Here is a 19,835-nt window from a genome sequence, read left to right as displayed (position 1 = left end):
AAGCCGTGCTTGAAAGAGCGCGGCTTTTTATTGAACAGGCCACTAATAGCTTGACAGAAACGTCATTGACCTATAGAATTTCGCGACCTTATATTCCGTACCTAATGGGTATCAGGCAGTAGGGTAAGATTTTTCACGTTTATTAGCGGATAATTTGACAAACTTAGTCAATAAAAATTATCCAATGTTTTATCTAATCAGGAGCTATAATGGCAACTATTAACCAATTAGTACGTAAACCACGTATTAGACAAGTTTCAAAAAGTAACGTACCTGCGTTACAATCTTGTCCACAGCGTCGTGGTGTTTGTACTCGTGTATATACAACTACACCAAAAAAACCTAACTCAGCATTACGTAAAGTAGCTCGTGTTCGTTTAACTAACGGCTTCGAAGTTGCTTCATACATTGGTGGTGAAGGTCATAACTTACAAGAGCATAGCGTGATTTTAATCCGTGGTGGTCGTGTTAAAGATTTACCAGGTGTACGTTATCACACCGTTCGTGGCGCACTCGATTGTTCTGGTGTAAGCGACAGAAGACAAGGCCGTTCTAAGTACGGTGCTAAGCGACCTAAATCTTAAGTTTTCCGTTTTTTACCTACCTGTTAGATAAAAATGAGAAACGTTAAGTAAGGCCAAATTAACAAATTTTAAAAATTTATATATTTTGGGTAACACCTGAATAACACGGAGAATTAAGATGCCAAGAAGACGCGTCATAGGGCAACGTAAAATATTGCCAGATCCTAAGTTCAACAACGAACTTTTAGCAAAATTCATCAACATCCTTATGGTTGATGGTAAAAAATCTACTGCAGAAAAAATTGTATACGGTGCACTAGATATTTTAACTGAAAAAAACAGTGAAAAAACTCACTTAGAGCTTTTTGAAACTGCTTTAGATAATATCCGCCCACAAGTCGAAGTTAAGTCTCGTCGTGTTGGTGGTTCTACTTATCAAGTACCAGTTGAAGTACGTCCAGTGCGTCGTAATGCACTAGCCATGCGTTGGTTAGTTGAAGCAGCTCGTAAACGTGGTGAAAAATCAATGGCTCAGCGCCTAGCTAACGAAATGTTAGATGCGTCTGACAGCAAAGGCTCAGCGGTTAAGAAACGTGAAGACGTTCACCGTATGGCTGAAGCTAACAAAGCATTTGCTCACTACCGCTGGTAAACACCCGGTAATGTTTGAATGCAATGCTTGTGCTAGGGAACAGTCTTTAGGCAAGCACATGGCTAGCAAGAGTACTCTTGCTAGCCATACTTGTTTTTATAATAGGTGATTTTTAACCTAGTTAAATTAACTAAGTGTTTATAAAAATGAATATTTAGTTTATTGAATTATTTAGCTGTTTAATTTACCCCAAGGTAAACATTAAACACTGACAGAGGAATTTAAATTGGCCCGTATCACCCCTATAGAGCGCTATCGTAATATTGGTATATGCGCGCATGTAGATGCAGGTAAAACCACCACTACAGAGCGTGTACTTTTTTACACTGGTCTTTCTCACAAGCTTGGTGAAGTGCATGACGGTGCTGCAACCATGGATTGGATGGAACAAGAACAAGAGCGTGGTATCACAATTACCTCAGCGGCAACCACTTGTTTCTGGAAGGGAATGGAAGGCCAGTTCGACTCTCACCGTATTAATATAATAGACACCCCTGGACACGTTGACTTCACCATAGAAGTCGAGCGGTCATTGCGTGTTCTTGATGGCGCCGTACTCGTATTATGTGCATCATCAGGCGTACAGCCGCAAACTGAGACGGTTTGGCGTCAAATGGAAAAATATGCTGTTCCTCGCTTGGTTTTCGTTAACAAGATGGACCGAACCGGTGCTGACTTTTTAGCCGTTGTAAAACAGTTGCAAGATAGGTTAGGTGCTAATGCCGTACCAATTTACTTACCAATTGGCGCAGAAGAAGATTTTGACGGTGTTATTGATTTAATCAAAATGAAAGCGATTAATTGGTCAGAAGCAGATCAAGGCATGAAATGCAGCTATGATGCAATACCCGCTGACATGCTCGAACTAGCACAAGAATGGCGTGAGCATTTAGTATCAGAAGCGGCAGAAGCAACAGAAGCGTTAATGGATAAATACCTTGAAGAAGGTGAATTAACAGAAGCTGAAATAAAAGCCGGTTTGCGTATTAGAACGCTTGCTAATGAAATAATCCTGTGTTGTTCCGGTAGTGCCTTTAAAAACAAAGGGGTGCAAGCTGTATTAGATGCAGTTATTGACTTTTTACCTTCGCCGACCGAAGTGGCGGCGATTACGGGTATCAATGATGATAAAAATGAAACCATAGGGACACGTCCTTCAGACGACAATGCCCCTTTTGCCGCACTTGCCTTTAAAATTGCGACCGACCCATTTGTGGGCACACTGACCTTCTTTCGTGTTTATTCAGGCGTGGTTAAAACCGGTGACAGTATCTATAACCCTATCAAGAAGAAAAAAGAGCGTTTAGGCCGGATAGTGCAAATGCATGCGAATGATAGGCAAGAAATTAAAGAAGTACGTGCGGGTGATATAGCTGCCGCGATTGGTTTGAAAGATGTCACCACAGGTGATACTTTATGTGATGCAGGTAACGTAATTACCTTAGAACGCATGGAATTTCCTGAACCGGTTATTTCTGTTGCTGTTGAGCCTAGAACGCTAGCCGCCCAAGAAAAAATGGCTATAGCTTTGGGTAAGTTAGCTGCAGAAGATCCTTCATTTAAAGTGCATACGGACAATGAAACAGGACAAACCATTATTTCTGGTATGGGTGAGTTACATTTAGACATTTTAATTGAGCGAATGAAGCGTGAATTTGGCGTTGAGTGTAATGTAGGTAATCCGCAAGTATCTTACCGTGAAACGATACGAAAAAGTGTTGAAGTGGAAGGTAAGTTCATTCGTCAGACAGGCGGCAAAGGCCAGTATGGCCATGTTTGCTTGAAAATGGAGCCAGGCGAAGAAGGCTCAGGTTTTGAATTTGTTAACGAAACCGTTGGCGGCTCAGTACCCAAAGAATATATTCCTGCAGTTGAAAAGGGCTGTAAAGAGCAAATGGAAAGCGGTGTGTTAGCTGGTTATCCATTGCTAGACATAAAAGTGACGCTATTTGATGGCTCTTTCCATGATGTTGACTCAAATGAGATGGCATTTAAAGTGGCTGCTTCAATTGGCTTTAAAGAGGGTGCGCTTGATGCAAATCCTGTTATATTAGAGCCAATGATGAAAGTCGAAGTTTCTACACCCGAAGCTCATATGGGCGATGTTGTAGGAGACTTAAACCGTCGACGTGGTATTATCGATGGTATGGACGATGGTCCAGCAGGTTTAAAAATTGTAAATGCATTGGTACCCTTAGCCGAAATGTTTGGTTATGCTACCGACTTGCGTAGTGCTACCCAAGGTCGTGCATCTTACTCTATGGAGTTTCAGCAGTATAATGAAACACCAAAACTGGTAGCACAAAAAATTATGGAAACTCGTTAGAGCCTCCAGTATTTTGAAAGTAGCAAGATTTACAACAAGGGCAGTCTTTGGGCTGCTACTTTTATTTTTATAGCAAAATAAACTTTAAGGTAATTGAAAAATGGCTAAAGAAAAATTTGAACGTAGTAAACCGCATCTTAACGTTGGTACTATCGGACACGTTGACCACGGTAAAACAACATTAACAGCCGCTATCTCTGCGGTATTAACAAAAGTTCACGGTGGTGATGTTAAAGATTTCACACAAATCGATAATGCACCAGAAGAGCGTGAGCGTGGTATTACTATCAATACTTCACACATTGAGTACGATACAGAATCACGTCACTACGCACACGTAGACTGTCCAGGCCATGCCGATTACGTTAAAAACATGATCACAGGTGCTGCACAAATGGACGGCGCGATTTTAGTTGTTGCTGCAACAGACGGCCCAATGCCACAAACACGTGAGCATATCTTGTTGTCACGTCAAGTTGGTGTTCCATACATCATCGTCTTTATGAACAAATGTGATGTTGTAGACGACGAAGAGTTATTAGAATTAGTAGAAATGGAAATCCGTGAGTTACTTTCTGAATATGATTTCCCAGGTGATGACTTACCTGTAATTCAAGGGTCTGCTTTAGGCGCGTTACAAGGCGAAGAGAAGTGGGAAGCAAAAATCATTGAACTTGCGGACCAGTTAGACACTTATATTCCAGAGCCAGAGCGTGCTATTGATGGTGCTTTCATCATGCCAATTGAAGACGTGTTCTCAATTGCTGGTCGTGGTACGGTTGTAACAGGTCGTGTAGAGCGCGGTATTGTAAAAGTAGGCGATACAGTAGAGATTGTTGGTATTCGTGAGACACAAACATCGACGTGTACTGGTGTAGAAATGTTCCGTAAGCTACTTGACGAAGGTCGTGCTGGTGAGAACTGTGGTGTTCTTCTACGTGGTCTTAAGCGTGAAGACGTTGAACGTGGTCAAGTACTTTGTGCACCAGGTTCAATTTCACCTCATACGAAATTTGAATCAGAAGTTTATGTACTTTCTAAAGATGAAGGTGGTCGTCATACGCCATTCTTTAAAGGCTACCGTCCACAGTTCTACTTCCGTACAACAGACATCACAGGTTCAGTAGAGCTACCTGAAGGTGTAGAAATGGTAATGCCAGGCGACAACTTGAAATTTGTTGTAGAGCTAATTAACCCAGTAGCGATGGACGAAGGTTTACGCTTCGCAATCCGTGAAGGTGGTCGTACAGTTGGTGCTGGTGTTGTTTCAGCCATTTTATCTTAATTGATAATTAATTTGCGCTAGCATGTTTGTTAGCAGCATTGAGGTACTCATTGACTAAGATCAACTCCGTGCTTCCGCTTTGCTAACGCTGCAGCTGGTATCAAATTAAACTATCAATACTATCTTTTAGATAAGTAAATTATAAAGGTCGCTTTTGCGGCCTTTTTAATTTTTAAACTGACAGAACCTAGAACCTAGAACCTAGAACCTAGAACCTAGAACCTAGAACCTAGAACCTAGAACCTAGCACTTGGATAATTTATGTCTTGGCAAACTACGCTTTCTTGGCAAAATGCGCAAAAGAGGGCAAAGATATTACAGCAAATAAGGCAGTTTTTTGCTGAACGTGACGTACTTGAAGTAGAAACACCGGCTTTGTCACAGGGGACGGTAACCGACATGCATTTAGAAGCATTAAGTTGTCGTTATAACTTCTTAAGTGATAGTGACATAGAGCAATCAAAACCGCTTTACTTGCAAACGTCACCTGAATTTCATATGAAGCGTTTATTAGCATCAGGTTATGGCTGTATTTTCCAAATAGCGAAAGCATTTCGCCATGAACCCTTTGGCGCTTACCATAACCCTGAATTTACTTTACTTGAGTGGTATCGAATGGGTTTTGATCATTTTGATTTAATGGCAGAAGTCGGTGAGTTGTTAACAACCATTTTACACTGCGAAAAACCGACAATGCACACATATCAAGATATTTTTATAGAACATGTTTCGCTTGACCCGTTAACGGCATCGCACCATGACCTGCTTGAACTTATTAAACAACATGATAAGTTGAGTCGCTGGTTAGAAAAAGAGCATGATATTGATATTCTTTTGCAGTTTGTTTTCAGTGAGATAATTGAAATTAATATAGGTAAAGACAAGCCGTGTTTTGTTTACAATTTTCCTCGGTCACAAGCCTCTCTCGCTAAACTTTGCTCTTTTGATAAAAGGGTTGCGCAGCGTTTTGAATGTTACTATCAAGGCGTAGAGCTCACCAATGGCTTTAACGAGCTCACGGATGCTAAAACTCAATTGCAGCGCTTTCAGGAAGATAATAAAAAAAGGTTGGCCAACAATTTATTAGAAAAACCCATCGATGATAACCTTCTTGCTGCCTTGTCACAGGGCTTACCACAGTGCTCGGGTGTAGCCTTAGGGGTTGACCGTTTGATTATGTTAGCGTTAGAGGTTGAACACATAGCTGAGGTCATTAGCTTTTCTGTGGAGCGTGCTTAAATAAAATTTAAGACTTTTTAATTTTTTAATGTTATAGTATATCAATTGTGATAGTATTACATTATTGCCAGTACGCAGTGAAGTGGTGTACTGTTTTTATATTAATCTTAATGTAAAATGCAGACAAACAAAATCCCCGTTAGAAACTACATTAGCCGTAACGATATTAGAGAAAAGTAACATTATGTTAGATAGAATAGGTATCACAGCCACCTCTTTGTGTGCACTACACTGCATACTTTTACCTATTGTGTTGCCTATTTTACCCTTAATGGGGTTAAGTTTTTTAGCAGATCACACTTGGGAGCATGTGTTTTTGTTGATGACTGCTGCGGTAGGAACTATTGCGTTATTCTCTGGCTTTAAACGTTATCACAAACGCCTATATCCTTTTTACCTGCTTTATTTAGGGGTTACGCTCTATTGGATAAAACATGACTTCCCAGAAGCGTTGCAGGTATATTTTATTATCAGTGGTGCTAGCCTAATTGTAGCAGCACACTTTGTTAATATTAAGTTATGCAACAGCTGTAAACAATGCGATGAAGAGGTTTGTTCTTCTTAATATTAAGCACTGAGCGCCAACAAAGTCTACCTAAACCCTAGTTTCTAGTTCCTAGTAGCTAGTCTCTAGCATCTAGTCTCTAGCATCTAGTCCCTAGCATCTTAAAACCTAGTCTCTACTATCCCTAGTTCTTTTAACTTTCGTGTTAAGGTGTTCCTACCCCAGCCTAGTTTCTTCGCCGCATCTTGCTTATGCCCTTGTGTAAAATGTAAGGCACGCTCAAGCAATATTGTTTCTAATTCGGGCATAAGCGTCTCTAAAATAGCCTGATTACCTTGCATTAATTCATGATCTACCCATTCACTTAAAGCAACTTGCCAAGAGGCATTTGACGAATTAACCTTCTCCACTTTATCAGTAAGTTCGCTTGGTAAGTCGGTCAAAAGTATCTCTTTACCACTTGCCATGACAGTGAGAAAACGGCAAATATTTTCAAGTTGTCTTACATTGCCCGGCCATTCAAACTGTTCAAAAAAAGCCGTGGCTTTTTTACTGATCGTTTTAGGTTCAACACTGAGCTCTTTCGCTGCTTGCTTGAGAAAGTGTTGGCTTAGCTGTGCTATATCTTCTTTTCTTTCGCGTAAATTGGGCAACAAAATTCGAATAACATTCAAGCGATGAAATAAATCCTCTCTAAACTCCTGATTATTTACCTTATCTTCTAGGTTTTGATGGGTTGCAGCGATGATACGTACATCAACTTTTATCAGTGAATGACCGCCTACACGGTAAAATTGACCATCGGATAACACACGTAACAAACGTGTTTGGACTTCTAGCGGCATATCGCCAATTTCGTCAAGAAACAAAGTCCCGCCGTGCGCTTGTTCAAACCGCCCTTGGCGCACTGAATTGGCGCCAGTAAATGCGCCTTTTTCATGACCAAACAATTCTGATTCAATTAAGTCTTTAGGAATGGCAGCCATATTTAGCGGAATAAAAGGTGCTTGTGCACGTGGACTATGAGAGTGCAAAGCATGGGCGACTAATTCTTTACCTGTACCAGACTCGCCATTAATTAGCACGCTAATGCTTGAGCGAGATAAGCGGCCAATTGTCCGAAAGACCTCTTGCATTGCCGGCGCTTCACCGATCAAACCCACCGCAAGTGAGCTAAGATCACTGGCTTTATTTGTGTCTTTCTGCTCTTGGGAATGTATGAGGGCACGTTGAGTTAAAGTAACCGCTTCATCCATGTCAAACGGCTTAGGTAAATATTCAAAAGCTCCTCCTTGGTATGCATTTACAGCACTGTCTAAGTCTGAATGAGCTGTCATAATTATTACTGGAATCTCAGGGTGCTCTTTGCCTAGCGTGTTCAGTAAGCTCATGCCATCAATATCAGGCATTCTAATATCAGATATGATAACTTCGGGTTTACCATGATCTAAAGCAATTAATAAGTTTCTAGCGTTGTCGAATGAGGCATTGCTAATATTAGCTTTTATAAAGGCTTTTTCTAAAACCCAGCGAATTGAACTATCGTCATCGACTATCCATACTTGTTCAGTCATCATCTTATCTCTTATCGGTTGGCGCTCGTGTAATTTCAATGTTAGTAAAGTGCGTTACTACTGTGTTATAGGTAGCAATAAAACAAACTCTGTGTGCCCAGGGCGGCTTTGACATGTCAGCAGACCTTGGTGCTGGTTTATCAGTGTTTGCGCAATCGATAACCCTAAGCCTGTACCATTAGTGCGACCCGACACCATAGGATAAAACAAGGTGTCTTGTATTGCGGGCGGAATGCCAGGACCATCATCAATAATACTGATTTTTACTGACAGTTTTACCCGTTTCCCTTTGATAGTTCTATTGCTAGCAATACGTGTTTTGAGGGTTATTTTGTTGTGGGCATCTGTTGCTTGTATAGCATTGTTTATTATATTTAATACGGCTTGTTGTATTTTTTCTTGGTCACATTCTATTGCAGGAATTGAAGGGTCATAGTCGCGTACAATTACTCTCTCTTGTTCACTGGAAAAACTAACCACTTGACATATTTTTTCTAGGACAGAATGAATGTTATGACTTTTAATTTGAGGTATTTGGTTTGGCCCTAACAACTTGTCGACCAGGTTGGTTAATCTATCAGCTTGCTCTATGATCATCGCAGTATATTCTTGCTGCTCGTCATTAAGTTCTTTATTTAATAATTGTGCTGCACCACGTAAACCGCCCAGTGGATTTTTAATTTCATGGGCTAGGCCTTTGATTAAATCACGTGCGGCAATCCATTGTTGCTGTTGAAATACTTCAAGGCTAATTTGTTTTTGTTGGTCAATCTGCTTAAATTCAATCAATATATGAGCAGCGAGATTAAACTCTACCGATGATGCCGTTATTTCTGCGGTAAATTGATAAGCTTCACCGCAAGCTAATACTACCTCTCTGTCAGTAAACTCTTGGCCTGACGTCAATAATTGTCCTAACCGAGATTTTGTTATTGAGGTGTTTTTAAAAATTAATTGAAAGGGTCTACCATAGAGCTTGTTTAAGCTTTTAACTAATAAAGCTTCAGCTGCCGGGTTCAAATAACAAATTGTTAATTGTTGATCAAGTATCAGTACAGCAGTAACTAACTGGCTAGCCAGTGTTTGCTGGTAACTCACCTTAACTTGTTTAATTACTTCTTTTGTTTGCAAAACAAAGCCTCCATACTCTCAATGCACTGATTTGGTGCATTTAATGTAGTATATGTTAGAAAGGTTTTATTTGCAGCGTAGAATGTTGCTATTTAGCGCTTATTTCCGCTAATTTACCGAGGCACGGTGCATATAAAACGTTATTGACTTAGATGTTGCAATTATCTTGCCTTTTTCGTTTAGTACGTGCATTTTTATTTGATGTTCACCACGGTCAACATTTTTAAGCGAAAAGCGGCTATCACCTTGGGGTTTTTGGTAGGGTTCGCCATCCAGCATTAATTGAATGGTTAAGCCAGGCTTAAATACGGGTTGAATAACCGCACTAATAAAAACAGAGCCTGTGTTATCACGAATAGTGGCTTGATCTTTAGGTTGGTGAATAGTGATTTGATATGCTTCAGATACTTTTTGTGGTTTGATGTCTAATACTTGTATTTCTAGTGACCCTGGCGACTGTACTATGTTGCCAAGCTTCGTTGTTACTTCTTCCGCACCTGGCCTAGGTGTGTCAGAGTAAACCAACTCACCTTTGTCATTATGCCACACATATATCTTTGTTGTATTAGCACTTAAAGGTAGCATTAATGATAGTGTTAATAGCAGTAATAAAAACTTAATTATGGTCAATTTCTATATCCTGTTGCTTCAAATATATCCCAATATACACTCGCTAGTTACAATTTATACAAAAGTAACGCACTTTACCACAGATAAATGACTTACTTGGTGCTTGCTTTTTATACAAGGCATAATACAGTACATAAAAAAGCTCACCGAAGTGAGCTTTGCTGTTTAATGTCTTTCGTTTGCAGTAGTACTACAATTTAAACACTGTAGTATAATTCAAACTCTAATGGGTGAGTTGTCATATTTACTCGTTGAGACTCTTCTCGTTTTAATGCAATGTATGCGTCAATCATGTCTTTATCCATTACACCACCGGCGGTTAAGAATTCATGATCAGCCGCTAAGCTATCCAGTGCATCATCAAGTGATGTTGCCACTTGTGGAATAGCAGCAGCTTCTTCGGCTGGTAAGTCATATAAATCTTTATCCATGGCATCACCAGGGTGAATTTTATTTTTAATACCGTCAATACCGGCCATTAATAATGCTGAAAAAGCTAAATATGGGTTTGCTGCAGGATCTGGGAACCGTGCTTCAATACGTGTTGCTTTAGGCGTTGGTACAGTTGGAATGCGAATAGAGGCAGAGCGATTACGCGCTGAATAGGCAAGCATTACCGGTGCTTCAAAGTGTGGAACTAAACGCTTGTAAGAGTTAGTTGATGGATTAGTAAAGGCATTCAAAGCTTTAGCATGCTTGATGATACCGCCAATATAATAAAGTGCCAACTCAGATAAACCGCCGTATTTATCGCCGGCAAATAAATTTACACCATCTTTGGCGAGTGACGAATGAACATGCATACCTGAACCGTTATCACCTACTAATGGTTTTGGCATAAAGGTTGCTGTTTTCCCATAGGCATGCGCTACATTATGAACAACATACTTATATATTTGTACTTCATCAGCTTTTGATACTAAGGTGTTAAAGCGACAGGCAATTTCGTTTTGACCAGCAGTAGCAACTTCATGGTGATGTGCTTCAACCACTAATCCCATGTCTTCCATTACTAAACACATCGCTGAACGTAAGTCTTGTGAAGAGTCTACCGGAGATGTAGGGAAGTAACCTCCTTTAACACTTGGGCGATGACCCATATTACCATCTTCATATTTAGTACCTGAATTCCAAGCAGCTTCTTTATCATCTATTTTATAGAAAGAGCCACTCATATCGGTCTGAAATCTAACATCATCAAAGACAAAAAACTCAGGTTCAGGGCCTATTAACACAGTATCAGCAATGCCAGTACTACGTAAGTAATCTTCTGCACGTTTGGCTACAGAGCGAGGGTCACGGCTATAGCCTTGCATCGTGTTGGGCTCAAGGATATCACAACGAATATTTAGGGTTACTGCTTCAGTAAAAGGGTCTAATATAGCGGAATCAGCATCTGGCATCATCACCATGTCAGATTCATTTATACCTTTCCAACCTTCAATTGAAGAGCCATCAAACATTTGTCCATCTTCGAAAAAATCTTCGTCGACTTGATGATGGGGAATAGAAATATGTTGCTCTTTACCTTTAGTATCAGTAAAACGAAGGTCAACAAATTTAACATCGTACTCTTTTATTAAATCAAATACTGCTTGTGACATTTTGTCTCTCCAGGAGGTTAGTTTAAAAGTTTTTGGTATATAACCATGTTGTGATGAATATAAGCTAATATTGTGCCAATAATTAAACTTAATATAATCAATGGATTAAGTTATCATCGAAAAGACCGATGCACTATGTTAGTGCATTAAAAGATCTTTTTGGTGCATTTTAGATATATATGCTGTTAATTGGAGGTAACTATATCTTATTTTGATCATTTTTCCTGTACTAATTTAGCCACCTTGGAACAAAGCAAAATGAAGGCTATGTTGGGAGGGAACAACTTTGTGCAGCAAAAAGTCACGTTGTTACTAAAGTGCTTAAAAAGCGATCGCTTGGTCGTTGGATAAAAAATATCTTTTAATGCAAAAAGGCTGTATAATACGCGCCCTATTGTAGCCCTAGTTATTTATGCTTCAGTTTAATGAGGTATTAAATAATAACAAAACAGCGAGTAACGCCTGTGTTAGATAAATTAAGAAATGTGGCAATTATTGCTCACGTTGACCATGGAAAAACCACCCTAGTTGATAAATTACTTGAGCAATCAGGTACTTTTGATGAACGCGCCGGCCATGACGAGCGTGTTATGGATTCTGACGATATAGAAAAAGAGCGTGGTATCACCATCTTAGCTAAAAACACAGCTATTAACTGGAATGGTTACCGTGTCAATATTGTAGACACCCCAGGCCATGCCGATTTTGGTGGTGAAGTAGAGCGTGTTATGTCAATGGTAGACTCAGTGCTATTAATTGTCGATGCGCAAGAAGGCCCCATGCCACAAACGCGTTTTGTAACGCAAAAAGCTTTTGCTCAAGGTTTAAAGCCGATTGTTGTTATTAATAAAATTGACAAACCTGCTGCCCGCCCTGATTGGGTTATGGATCAAGTGTTTGAATTGTTTGATAACCTTGGTGCTACCGACGAGCAGCTTGATTTTAAAGTCGTCTATGCTTCAGCCATTAATGGTTGGTCTTCTCTTGAAGAAGGCGAAGTGGGTACTGACATGACAGCACTATTCGATACTATTATTGATGAAGTACCAGCACCAAGTGCTGATCCAGACGGCGCCTTTCAAATGCAAGTCTCGCAACTTGATTACAGTGCATATTTAGGTGTAATTGGTGTTGGTCGTATAAAGCGTGGTAGTGTTAAGCCAAACCAACAAGTGACTATTCAATTAGCAAACGGTGGTTTACATAACGCCAAAGTAGGTAAAGTATTCGGTTACCTAGGCCTTGACCGTCATGAAATTGAAGAAGGTTTTGCTGGCGATATAATCGCCATTACCGGCTTAGGCGAATTAAAAATTTCTGATACGATTTGTTGTCCGACAGAAGTTGAAGGCTTACCGGCACTATCAATTGATGAACCAACCATCAACATGACCTTCCAAGTAAATACCTCACCATTTTGTGGTAAAGAAGGTAAGTATGTTACGTCACGTAATATTAAAGACCGCTTAGAAAAAGAACTAGTACATAATGTTGCTTTACGTGTTGAGCAGCTAGATGACCCTGATAAATTTAAAGTATCAGGCCGTGGTGAGTTGCACTTAGGTATTTTAATTGAAAATATGCGTCGTGAGGGTTATGAGCTAGCCGTTTCGCGCCCTGAAGTTATCGAGCGCATGGTTGACGGGGTACTATACGAACCCTATGAAACCGTAACTATTGATGTAGAAGAAGCGCATCAAGGTTCTATCATGGAGAAAATGGGTCTTCGTAAAGCTGAATTAACTGATATGGCGCCAGACGGTACTGGACGTATCCGTATGGACTTTATTATGCCAAGTCGTGGTTTAATTGGCTTTCAAACAGAGTTTATGACCTTAACGTCAGGCTCAGGCTTAATTTATCACACATTCTTTGAATACGGGCCGCATAAAGGTGGCGATATTGGCCAACGTAAAAATGGTGTGATGATTGCCAATGCTACGGGTAAAGCCTTAACAAATGCGCTTTTCAACCTACAATCTCGTGGCCGTATGTTAATTGGTCATGGGGTTGATATTTATGAAGGTCAAGTTATTGGTATTCATAGCCGTGATAACGACTTAACGGTCAATGCGTTAAAAGGTAAGCAGTTAACAAACGTTCGTTCATCAGGTACTGATGAGGCACAAACACTAACGCCAGCCATTATTATGTCATTAGAGCAAGCACTAGAGTTTATTGACAATGATGAATTAGTTGAAGTAACACCGGAAAATATACGTATACGGAAAAAATTCTTAAAAGAGAGTGACCGTAAACGCGAAGGTCGCGCGGCGAAATAATTGTTTACTAAAAAAAGATGATACAAAGCCGCCTAATTTGTCTTAGGCGGCTTTTTTTTAACTGCTTTTGAATTTAGCCGCATCAATAATACAAAAAAGGTGGCACAGACCAGCAATAATTGCAGGAATAACAAGATAAAACAATGCATAACCGCCATAACAAATAATAGCAAAGAAAATCGCAGCAAGCAGCCGACCTTGTACTAATTGGCCTAAACCGGGAAAAAACAAACTGCAGATTGCTGCAATAACATTACCACCTGAACCTTGACCTGACATAAAACACCTAACCTAGTAAATTTGTTACTGATATCATAATATATTACTTACCATTAGAAAATGATCAAATTATAGTGAATATGAGTTCAGCGGATATACTGTATAAAAGAATAAAACAAGCTTTACCTTGGCGACATTATTCATCGTTTTTTCAATACTTGTTGAAACGAATTAAAAAAGAGCAATTACAAGTAGTTGCTGGTTATCTTTCGTATGTTAGTTTAATGTCACTTGTGCCTTTAATGGTGGTGGCGCTGTCTGTCGCAACGGCATTCCCTATTTTTGCCGATATTCATAACAGCGTTGAGCAGTTTGTCTACGACAACTTTATGCCTACAGCAAGTCATGTTGTACAAAAATACTTATCCTCTTTTGTTGATAATGCCTCAAAAATGTCGGCGGTTGCACTGTCTTTTTTATTTTTTGCCGCGTTAATCCTGATTTCTTCTATTGATAAAACTTTTAATAATATTTGGCAAGTCACCCAAAAGCGCCGTGTGATCACCTCTTTTTCAATGTACTGGATGATCTTAACACTAGGCCCTATTTTAGTTGGTGGCAGTATTGCTGTTACCTCTTATTTAGTGTCATTGGTTTCATTGGGAATTGACGATAGTTTTGGTATTGCCAATATGCTGTTTAGACTCGTCCCGCTGCTCGCATCTTTGGCCGCGTTTGTATTGTTATACATGTTAGTGCCTAACAAGCCTGTGCCTTTTAAATATGCCTTGTCAGGGGCTTTGGTTGCAGCACTTTTATTTGAGTTCGCTAAAAAGATATTTGCAGCCTACCTAACCGCCTTTCCTTCTTATCAGGCAATATACGGAGCTTTAGCCATCGTACCCATTTTATTCTTATGGGTATATTTGTCGTGGCTAATTGTATTAGGGGGGGCCTTAATTACGGTGTCTTTACAAGACCATCAAACAGATACTCTGGATGTAGACGACAAAGGAGAGGCATTTAAAGGAGTTGATATATGATAGCACTTATACAAAGGGTTAGCTCAGCCAGCGTCAGCGTAAGCGGTGAGGTTGTTGGTGAAATAGCGCAAGGGTTACTCGTTTTTTTAGCGGTACAACCAGAAGACACACCCGCAAAAGCTAAACGGCTTGCAGAGCGCGTTGCCGGTTATCGGGTTTTTAACGATGAACACGGGAAAATGAACCTGAGCGTAAAGCAAATAGCCGGTGAAATTTTAGTGGTATCACAGTTTACCTTAGCAGCAGACACCCAAAGCGGCATGCGGCCTAGTTTTACTTCAGCGGCTAAGCCTGAATTTAGTAAGGAACTGTATCAATACTTTTGTCAGCAGTTACGGGCGCAGGGCTTCAATGTGCCAACGGGTGAGTTTGCAGCAGACATGCAAGTGCGATTATTAAATGACGGACCAGTCACCTTTACACTGACAATTTAACTCACTGTTGTGATTAATTTCTAAAGTTAACTTAGCTTTACAGTTCGCTTAAAGCTAACGCGTTCCATGTTGGTAAGGCGCTTTTGATACATGATAAAAAAGACTATAATTAGGCAGCTGCGACTATGGTGGCAAACCGATTGTAAATACTGCCAAAGAGTACGTTTGCTTTTGTTGTGGCTTATACTAATGTTATTAGCAGACTATTTATGGTTTCACTTATTCATGGGGTAATTTATGCACACATCTTCTGGGCTGAAATGGGTAGACTCACTTGAGATAGCGCTTGATTTAATCGAGCTCCATCCTGAGGTAGACCCACTCACTTTGCATTTTACTGAACTAAGACAATGGGTACTTGAACTTGAACGTTTTAATGATGACCCAGCTCACTGTGGTGAGCGTGTGTTAGAAGCAATCCAATTAGCTTGGATTGACGAAGTCGACTAAGTAACTTAAGTTGGTGTAAGGGATAGTTTCTTCTTGTTATTCTTCGGTTTACACAAGAATAACAAGACAACTTATACTTTATCTATACCTGTTTCACTTGAACGCAACAATAAACCTCAATAGAAGTAGCTACTACCAATGACGCAAAATAAACGCGCTTTATACATCCCCTATGCTGGGCCAACCCTACTAGAAACTCCCTTATTAAATAAAGGGAGTGCGTTTGATCTTCAAGAGCGTATTAGCTTCAACTTAACCGGTTTATTACCACCAAGGTTTGAAACCATAGAGGAACAGGCTGCTAGGGCATATAGGCAGTATTGTTCATTTCACAACAATATTAACAAGCATATTTACTTACGTGCAATTCACGATAATAACGAAACACTGTTTTATAAGTTAGTACAAAATCATTTAGCCGAAATGATGCCTATTATTTATACGCCTACCGTAGGGGATGCATGTGAACAGTTTTCAGACATTTATCGAAGTTCTCGTGGGTTATTTATTTCTTATGATGACAGGTACCACATAGACGATATTTTACGTAATGCCACTAAAAATAAGGTAAAAGTTATCGTCGTTACCGACGGAGAACGCATTTTAGGCCTAGGTGATCAGGGTATTGGAGGTATGGGGATTCCAATTGGAAAATTGTCATTGTATACGGCGTGTGGAGGCATTAGCCCAGCTTATACATTGCCTGTGATGTTAGATGTTGGCACCAATAACCAAAAACTATTAGACGACCCAATGTACATGGGGGCTCGCCATAAGCGCATTGGCCAAACAGAATACGATGAGTTCTTAGCCTTGTTCATCAGTGCCATTAAACGCCGCTGGCCTCAGGTGTTATTGCAGTTTGAAGACTTTGCTCAGCCTAACGCTATGCCACTGCTTAATCGCTATCGCAGCCAAATATGTTGTTTCAATGATGACATACAAGGCACGGCATCAGTGACGGTTGGTACTTTACTCGCCGCTTGTAGAAGCAAAGGCGTTAAGTTATCACAACTTAAAGTCGCCTTTGTTGGCGCTGGTTCAGCTGGCTGTGGTATTGCAGAGCAAATAATATCGCAAATGACAGCTGAAGGGCTTTCACCTTTAGCGGCACGAAGCCAAGTGTTTATGATCGATAGGTTAGGTTTACTTACGCAAGGGATGACCGGCTTAAGAGATTTTCAACAACAATTAGTGCAAAATAAAATGGCGATACAACACTGGGAAATAGCACGCGAATACGCGACTATTTTAGAAGTGATGCACGGTGCTCAGCCAGATGTTTTAATTGGCGTGTCAGGTCAAGCGGGCTTATTTAGCGAAGAAGTTATTAAAGCAATGCAACACTATTGTGATAGACCCATCATTTTTCCATTGAGTAATCCTTCTCGGCAAGTTGAAGCAACACCTATTCAGGTGATTAACTGGACAAATGGCAAAGCAATTGTAGCAACCGGTAGCCCGTTTGATCCCGTTGAATATCAAGGAGCGACTATACCAATTGCGCAATGTAATAATAGTTATATTTTCCCTGGTATTGGCTTAGGTGTTATCTCAGCAAACATTAGTAGAATAACCGATAAAATGCTCCAAGTTGCCAGTGAAACTTTAGCAGCGGCTTCCCCCCTGGCTAACACCGGTGAAGGCGGTTTATTGCCGGCTCCCACGCAAATAGCGCAATTAAGTAAAAGCATAGCCTTTGCTATTGCCAAAGTGGCTTATGAGCAAAACTTAGCACTTGAAATATCAGATGCTGAACTATTGGATAAAATAGCGCAAAACTTTTGGCAGCCAGAGTACCGTCAATATAAGCGAATCAGTATTTAATAAATGCTAAGCTCAGCTGATGGTCAATACAAATTTAAATTTGTTACTATACTCAAGCGTTACCAAGCATTTTTATCTTAGGATAGTATTAGTATTTTAGTTAATATTGGTCTATAATCGCGCAAAATTTGACAGTGCTAGTGATTTTCATACTAAGCCATTTACTGGTATGTATGCTCGGTTATTTTTCAGTTAACTAAATACACTGTCATCTATAAAACTTTTCATCTATAAATAAAATTTATTAACCTTTAATAAGAGGGCTATTCATGGCTATCGAACGTACTTTTTCTATCGTAAAACCTGATGCAGTTGCTAAAAACTATATCGGTCAAATTTATAACCGTTTTGAAACTGCGGGTTTAAAAATAGTAGCATCAAAAATGTTACACCTAAGCAAAGAAAAAGCAGAAGGTTTTTATGCTGAGCACAGTGAACGCCCTTTCTTTGGTGCTTTAGTTGAATTTATGACTTCTGGCCCAGTTATGGTGCAAGTTTTAGAAGGCGAGAATGCTGTTATGAAAAACCGTGAAATCATGGGGGCTACTAACCCTGCTGAAGCATTAGCGGGTACTATTCGCGCTGATCTGGCAGACAGCATTGATGAGAATGCTGCTCATGGTAGTGATGCATTAGAATCTGCCGCACGTGAAATTGCTTATTTCTTCAGTGATGACGAGATTTGTCCACGTACAAGATAATTTGTAGCGCGTAATTTACTCTGTAACAATCGCAGTTTAACCTAAGCTTAGCTACCCTCAGTAACAGAGAAATTTTGAACTACAATACGAAAAGGATTTTGCTGAGCTCTCAGTAAAATCCTTTTCTGTTTTAGTCTTGACAGTAAAATTGCGAGATACGCATAAAAAGTGTACAATTCGCGACCTGTTTTTATTTATTCCTGTGAGTTTTGAGAGTTTTTTGTATGAGCGACCCTATCGTGAAAGTAAGCACTAAAGAAAATACCAAAGTAAATCTATTAAATTTGGATCACCAAGGGCTACGCGAGTATTTTTCTTCTATTGGTGAAAAACCTTTTCGAGCAGATCAAATAATGAAATGGATTTATCATTTTGGTTATTCTGATTTCGAACAAATGACAAATTTGAATAAAAAATTAAGAGAAAAGTTACAACGAAACTGTGAAATAAAAGCCCCTGAAATAGCACAAAAGCAAGTCTCTAATGATGGCACTATAAAATATGCTCTGGTGTTAGAAGGTGGACAAGAAGTTGAAACAGTATGGATACCTGAAAATGATCGCGCTACTTTATGTGTTTCATCACAAGTAGGTTGCGCACTTGAATGTACATTTTGTGCTACCGCACAACAAGGCTTTAACCGCAACTTGTCTATGAGCGAGATTATTGGCCAAGTATGGCGTGTTGCTAATGATATTGGCGCAACACGTATAACGGGTAAACGCCCTATAACTAACATAGTGATGATGGGCATGGGCGAGCCTTTACTGAACATGAAAAACCTTATTCCTGCCCTAGATACCATGTTACATGACTTAGGCTATGGTCTATCTAAACGGCGAGTGACGGTCAGTACCTCAGGCGTTGTACCAGCACTGGCTATGTTAAAAGAAAAAATTGATTGCGCGCTCGCTATTTCAATTCATGCGCCTGACAATACTTTGCGTGATGAGTTAGTGCCAATTAATAAAAAATATCCACTAGAAGAGTTTATCACGGCAGCTGCGCGTTACATTGATGGTTCAAAAGCCAATAAACAAGCCACTATTGAATATGTTATGCTTGATCATGTTAACGACTCAACCGAGCAGGCACATGCATTAGCGCATGCTTTAAAAGACTTACCAAGTAAAATTAATTTAATTCCTTTTAATCCATACCCAGGGTCGCCTTATAAGCGTTCAAGCAACTCTCGTATTGACCGTTTTGACAAAGTTCTGCAAAGTTACGGTTTAACCGTTATAACACGAAGAACACGTGGTGATGATATTGACGCCGCCTGTGGGCAACTCGCGGGTGATGTTTTAGATCGCACCAAACGTACAAAAATGCAACAAAATATGCAAAATACAAAAAAACAGGTGCAAGCGGAAGAAATATCGGTAAAGATAGTCTGAACGCGCTATTAT

General features: G+C 39.9%; 18 protein-coding genes. 13 read left to right on the top strand and 5 right to left on the bottom strand.

The features are described from left to right. Positions 1–209 precede the first annotated feature (209 nt). The 6 genes from rpsL (at position 210) to AC0UA9_RS04810 (ending at position 6,591) form a co-directional block, all read left to right on the top strand. Complete coding sequence (gene rpsL / locus AC0UA9_RS04835) at positions 210–584, top strand: 30S ribosomal protein S12 (RefSeq protein ID WP_475657797.1); 375 nt, start codon at positions 210–212, stop codon at positions 582–584. Positions 585–702: 118 nt separating this feature from the next. Next, complete coding sequence (gene rpsG, locus AC0UA9_RS04830; protein ID WP_475657794.1) at positions 703–1,176, top strand: 30S ribosomal protein S7; 474 nt, start codon at positions 703–705, stop codon at positions 1,174–1,176. Between the two features lie 226 nt (positions 1,177–1,402). Continuing rightward, complete coding sequence (gene fusA, locus AC0UA9_RS04825; RefSeq protein ID WP_475657791.1) at positions 1,403–3,502, top strand: elongation factor G; 2,100 nt, start codon at positions 1,403–1,405, stop codon at positions 3,500–3,502. Between the two features lie 100 nt (positions 3,503–3,602). After that, a complete protein-coding gene (gene tuf, locus AC0UA9_RS04820) occupies positions 3,603–4,787 on the top strand; it encodes an elongation factor Tu (protein WP_475657788.1) in 1,185 nt (394 codons plus the stop codon). A 261-nt stretch (positions 4,788–5,048) separates the two neighbouring features. Next, positions 5,049–6,026 (top strand): elongation factor P--(R)-beta-lysine ligase, encoded by a 978-nt coding sequence (gene epmA / locus AC0UA9_RS04815; RefSeq protein WP_475657787.1) that lies wholly within the window; start codon positions 5,049–5,051, stop codon positions 6,024–6,026. A 184-nt stretch (positions 6,027–6,210) separates the two neighbouring features. Continuing rightward, complete coding sequence (locus AC0UA9_RS04810) at positions 6,211–6,591, top strand: MerC domain-containing protein (RefSeq protein ID WP_475657785.1); 381 nt, start codon at positions 6,211–6,213, stop codon at positions 6,589–6,591. 101 nt (positions 6,592–6,692) lie between these two features. On the opposite strand, the gene glnG is transcribed toward AC0UA9_RS04810, so the two are convergent. From glnG to glnA, 4 genes are all read right to left on the bottom strand, one after another. After that, positions 6,693–8,108, bottom strand: coding sequence for a nitrogen regulation protein NR(I) (glnG, locus tag AC0UA9_RS04805; protein ID WP_475657782.1), 1,416 nt, complete (start codon positions 8,106–8,108; stop codon positions 6,693–6,695). A gap of 54 nt (positions 8,109–8,162) precedes the next feature. Further along, positions 8,163–9,236 (bottom strand): nitrogen regulation protein NR(II), encoded by a 1,074-nt coding sequence (gene glnL / locus AC0UA9_RS04800; RefSeq protein WP_475657780.1) that lies wholly within the window; start codon positions 9,234–9,236, stop codon positions 8,163–8,165. 108 nt (positions 9,237–9,344) lie between these two features. Then, positions 9,345–9,866 carry a DUF4124 domain-containing protein gene (locus tag AC0UA9_RS04795; protein WP_475657777.1) on the bottom strand — a complete coding sequence of 174 codons (522 nt, stop codon included), beginning with the start codon at positions 9,864–9,866 and terminating at the stop codon, positions 9,345–9,347. A 197-nt stretch (positions 9,867–10,063) separates the two neighbouring features. Then, complete coding sequence (gene glnA, locus AC0UA9_RS04790; protein ID WP_475657775.1) at positions 10,064–11,470, bottom strand: glutamate--ammonia ligase; 1,407 nt, start codon at positions 11,468–11,470, stop codon at positions 10,064–10,066. A 464-nt stretch (positions 11,471–11,934) separates the two neighbouring features. Between glnA and typA the strand changes: the two genes are divergently transcribed. Beyond that, the gene (gene typA / locus AC0UA9_RS04785; RefSeq protein WP_475657773.1) at positions 11,935–13,752 is read left to right on the top strand and encodes a translational GTPase TypA; all 1,818 of its coding nucleotides are present in this window, start codon (positions 11,935–11,937) and stop codon (positions 13,750–13,752) included. A gap of 57 nt (positions 13,753–13,809) precedes the next feature. On the opposite strand, the gene AC0UA9_RS04780 is transcribed toward typA, so the two are convergent. Then, positions 13,810–14,031, bottom strand: coding sequence for a hypothetical protein (locus tag AC0UA9_RS04780; protein ID WP_475657772.1), 222 nt, complete (start codon positions 14,029–14,031; stop codon positions 13,810–13,812). A gap of 80 nt (positions 14,032–14,111) precedes the next feature. Between AC0UA9_RS04780 and AC0UA9_RS04775 the strand changes: the two genes are divergently transcribed. The 6 genes from AC0UA9_RS04775 to rlmN all read left to right on the top strand — a co-directional run bounded on the left by AC0UA9_RS04775 (position 14,112) and on the right by rlmN (position 19,823). Beyond that, a complete protein-coding gene (locus AC0UA9_RS04775) occupies positions 14,112–15,014 on the top strand; it encodes a virulence factor BrkB family protein (protein WP_475657770.1) in 903 nt (300 codons plus the stop codon). Next, positions 15,011–15,448 (top strand): D-aminoacyl-tRNA deacylase, encoded by a 438-nt coding sequence (gene dtd / locus AC0UA9_RS04770; RefSeq protein WP_475657766.1) that lies wholly within the window; start codon positions 15,011–15,013, stop codon positions 15,446–15,448. The genes AC0UA9_RS04775 and dtd overlap by 4 nt, the downstream gene beginning before the upstream one ends. 237 nt (positions 15,449–15,685) lie before the next feature. Beyond that, positions 15,686–15,898 (top strand): Fe-S cluster assembly protein IscX, encoded by a 213-nt coding sequence (iscX, locus tag AC0UA9_RS04765; RefSeq protein WP_475657763.1) that lies wholly within the window; start codon positions 15,686–15,688, stop codon positions 15,896–15,898. Positions 15,899–16,036: 138 nt separating this feature from the next. After that, positions 16,037–17,725 carry an NAD-dependent malic enzyme gene (locus AC0UA9_RS04760; protein WP_475657759.1) on the top strand — a complete coding sequence of 563 codons (1,689 nt, stop codon included), beginning with the start codon at positions 16,037–16,039 and terminating at the stop codon, positions 17,723–17,725. Between the two features lie 269 nt (positions 17,726–17,994). Then, positions 17,995–18,426, top strand: coding sequence for a nucleoside-diphosphate kinase (gene ndk / locus AC0UA9_RS04755; RefSeq protein WP_475657756.1), 432 nt, complete (start codon positions 17,995–17,997; stop codon positions 18,424–18,426). A gap of 224 nt (positions 18,427–18,650) precedes the next feature. Further along, complete coding sequence (gene rlmN / locus AC0UA9_RS04750; RefSeq protein WP_475657753.1) at positions 18,651–19,823, top strand: dual-specificity RNA methyltransferase RlmN; 1,173 nt, start codon at positions 18,651–18,653, stop codon at positions 19,821–19,823. Positions 19,824–19,835 lie beyond the last annotated feature (12 nt).

This window comes from Colwellia sp. F1, from assembly GCF_056238625.1.
Note: the sequence above shows the minus strand (reverse complement) of the source record. Positions and strands in the feature narration are given on the sequence as shown.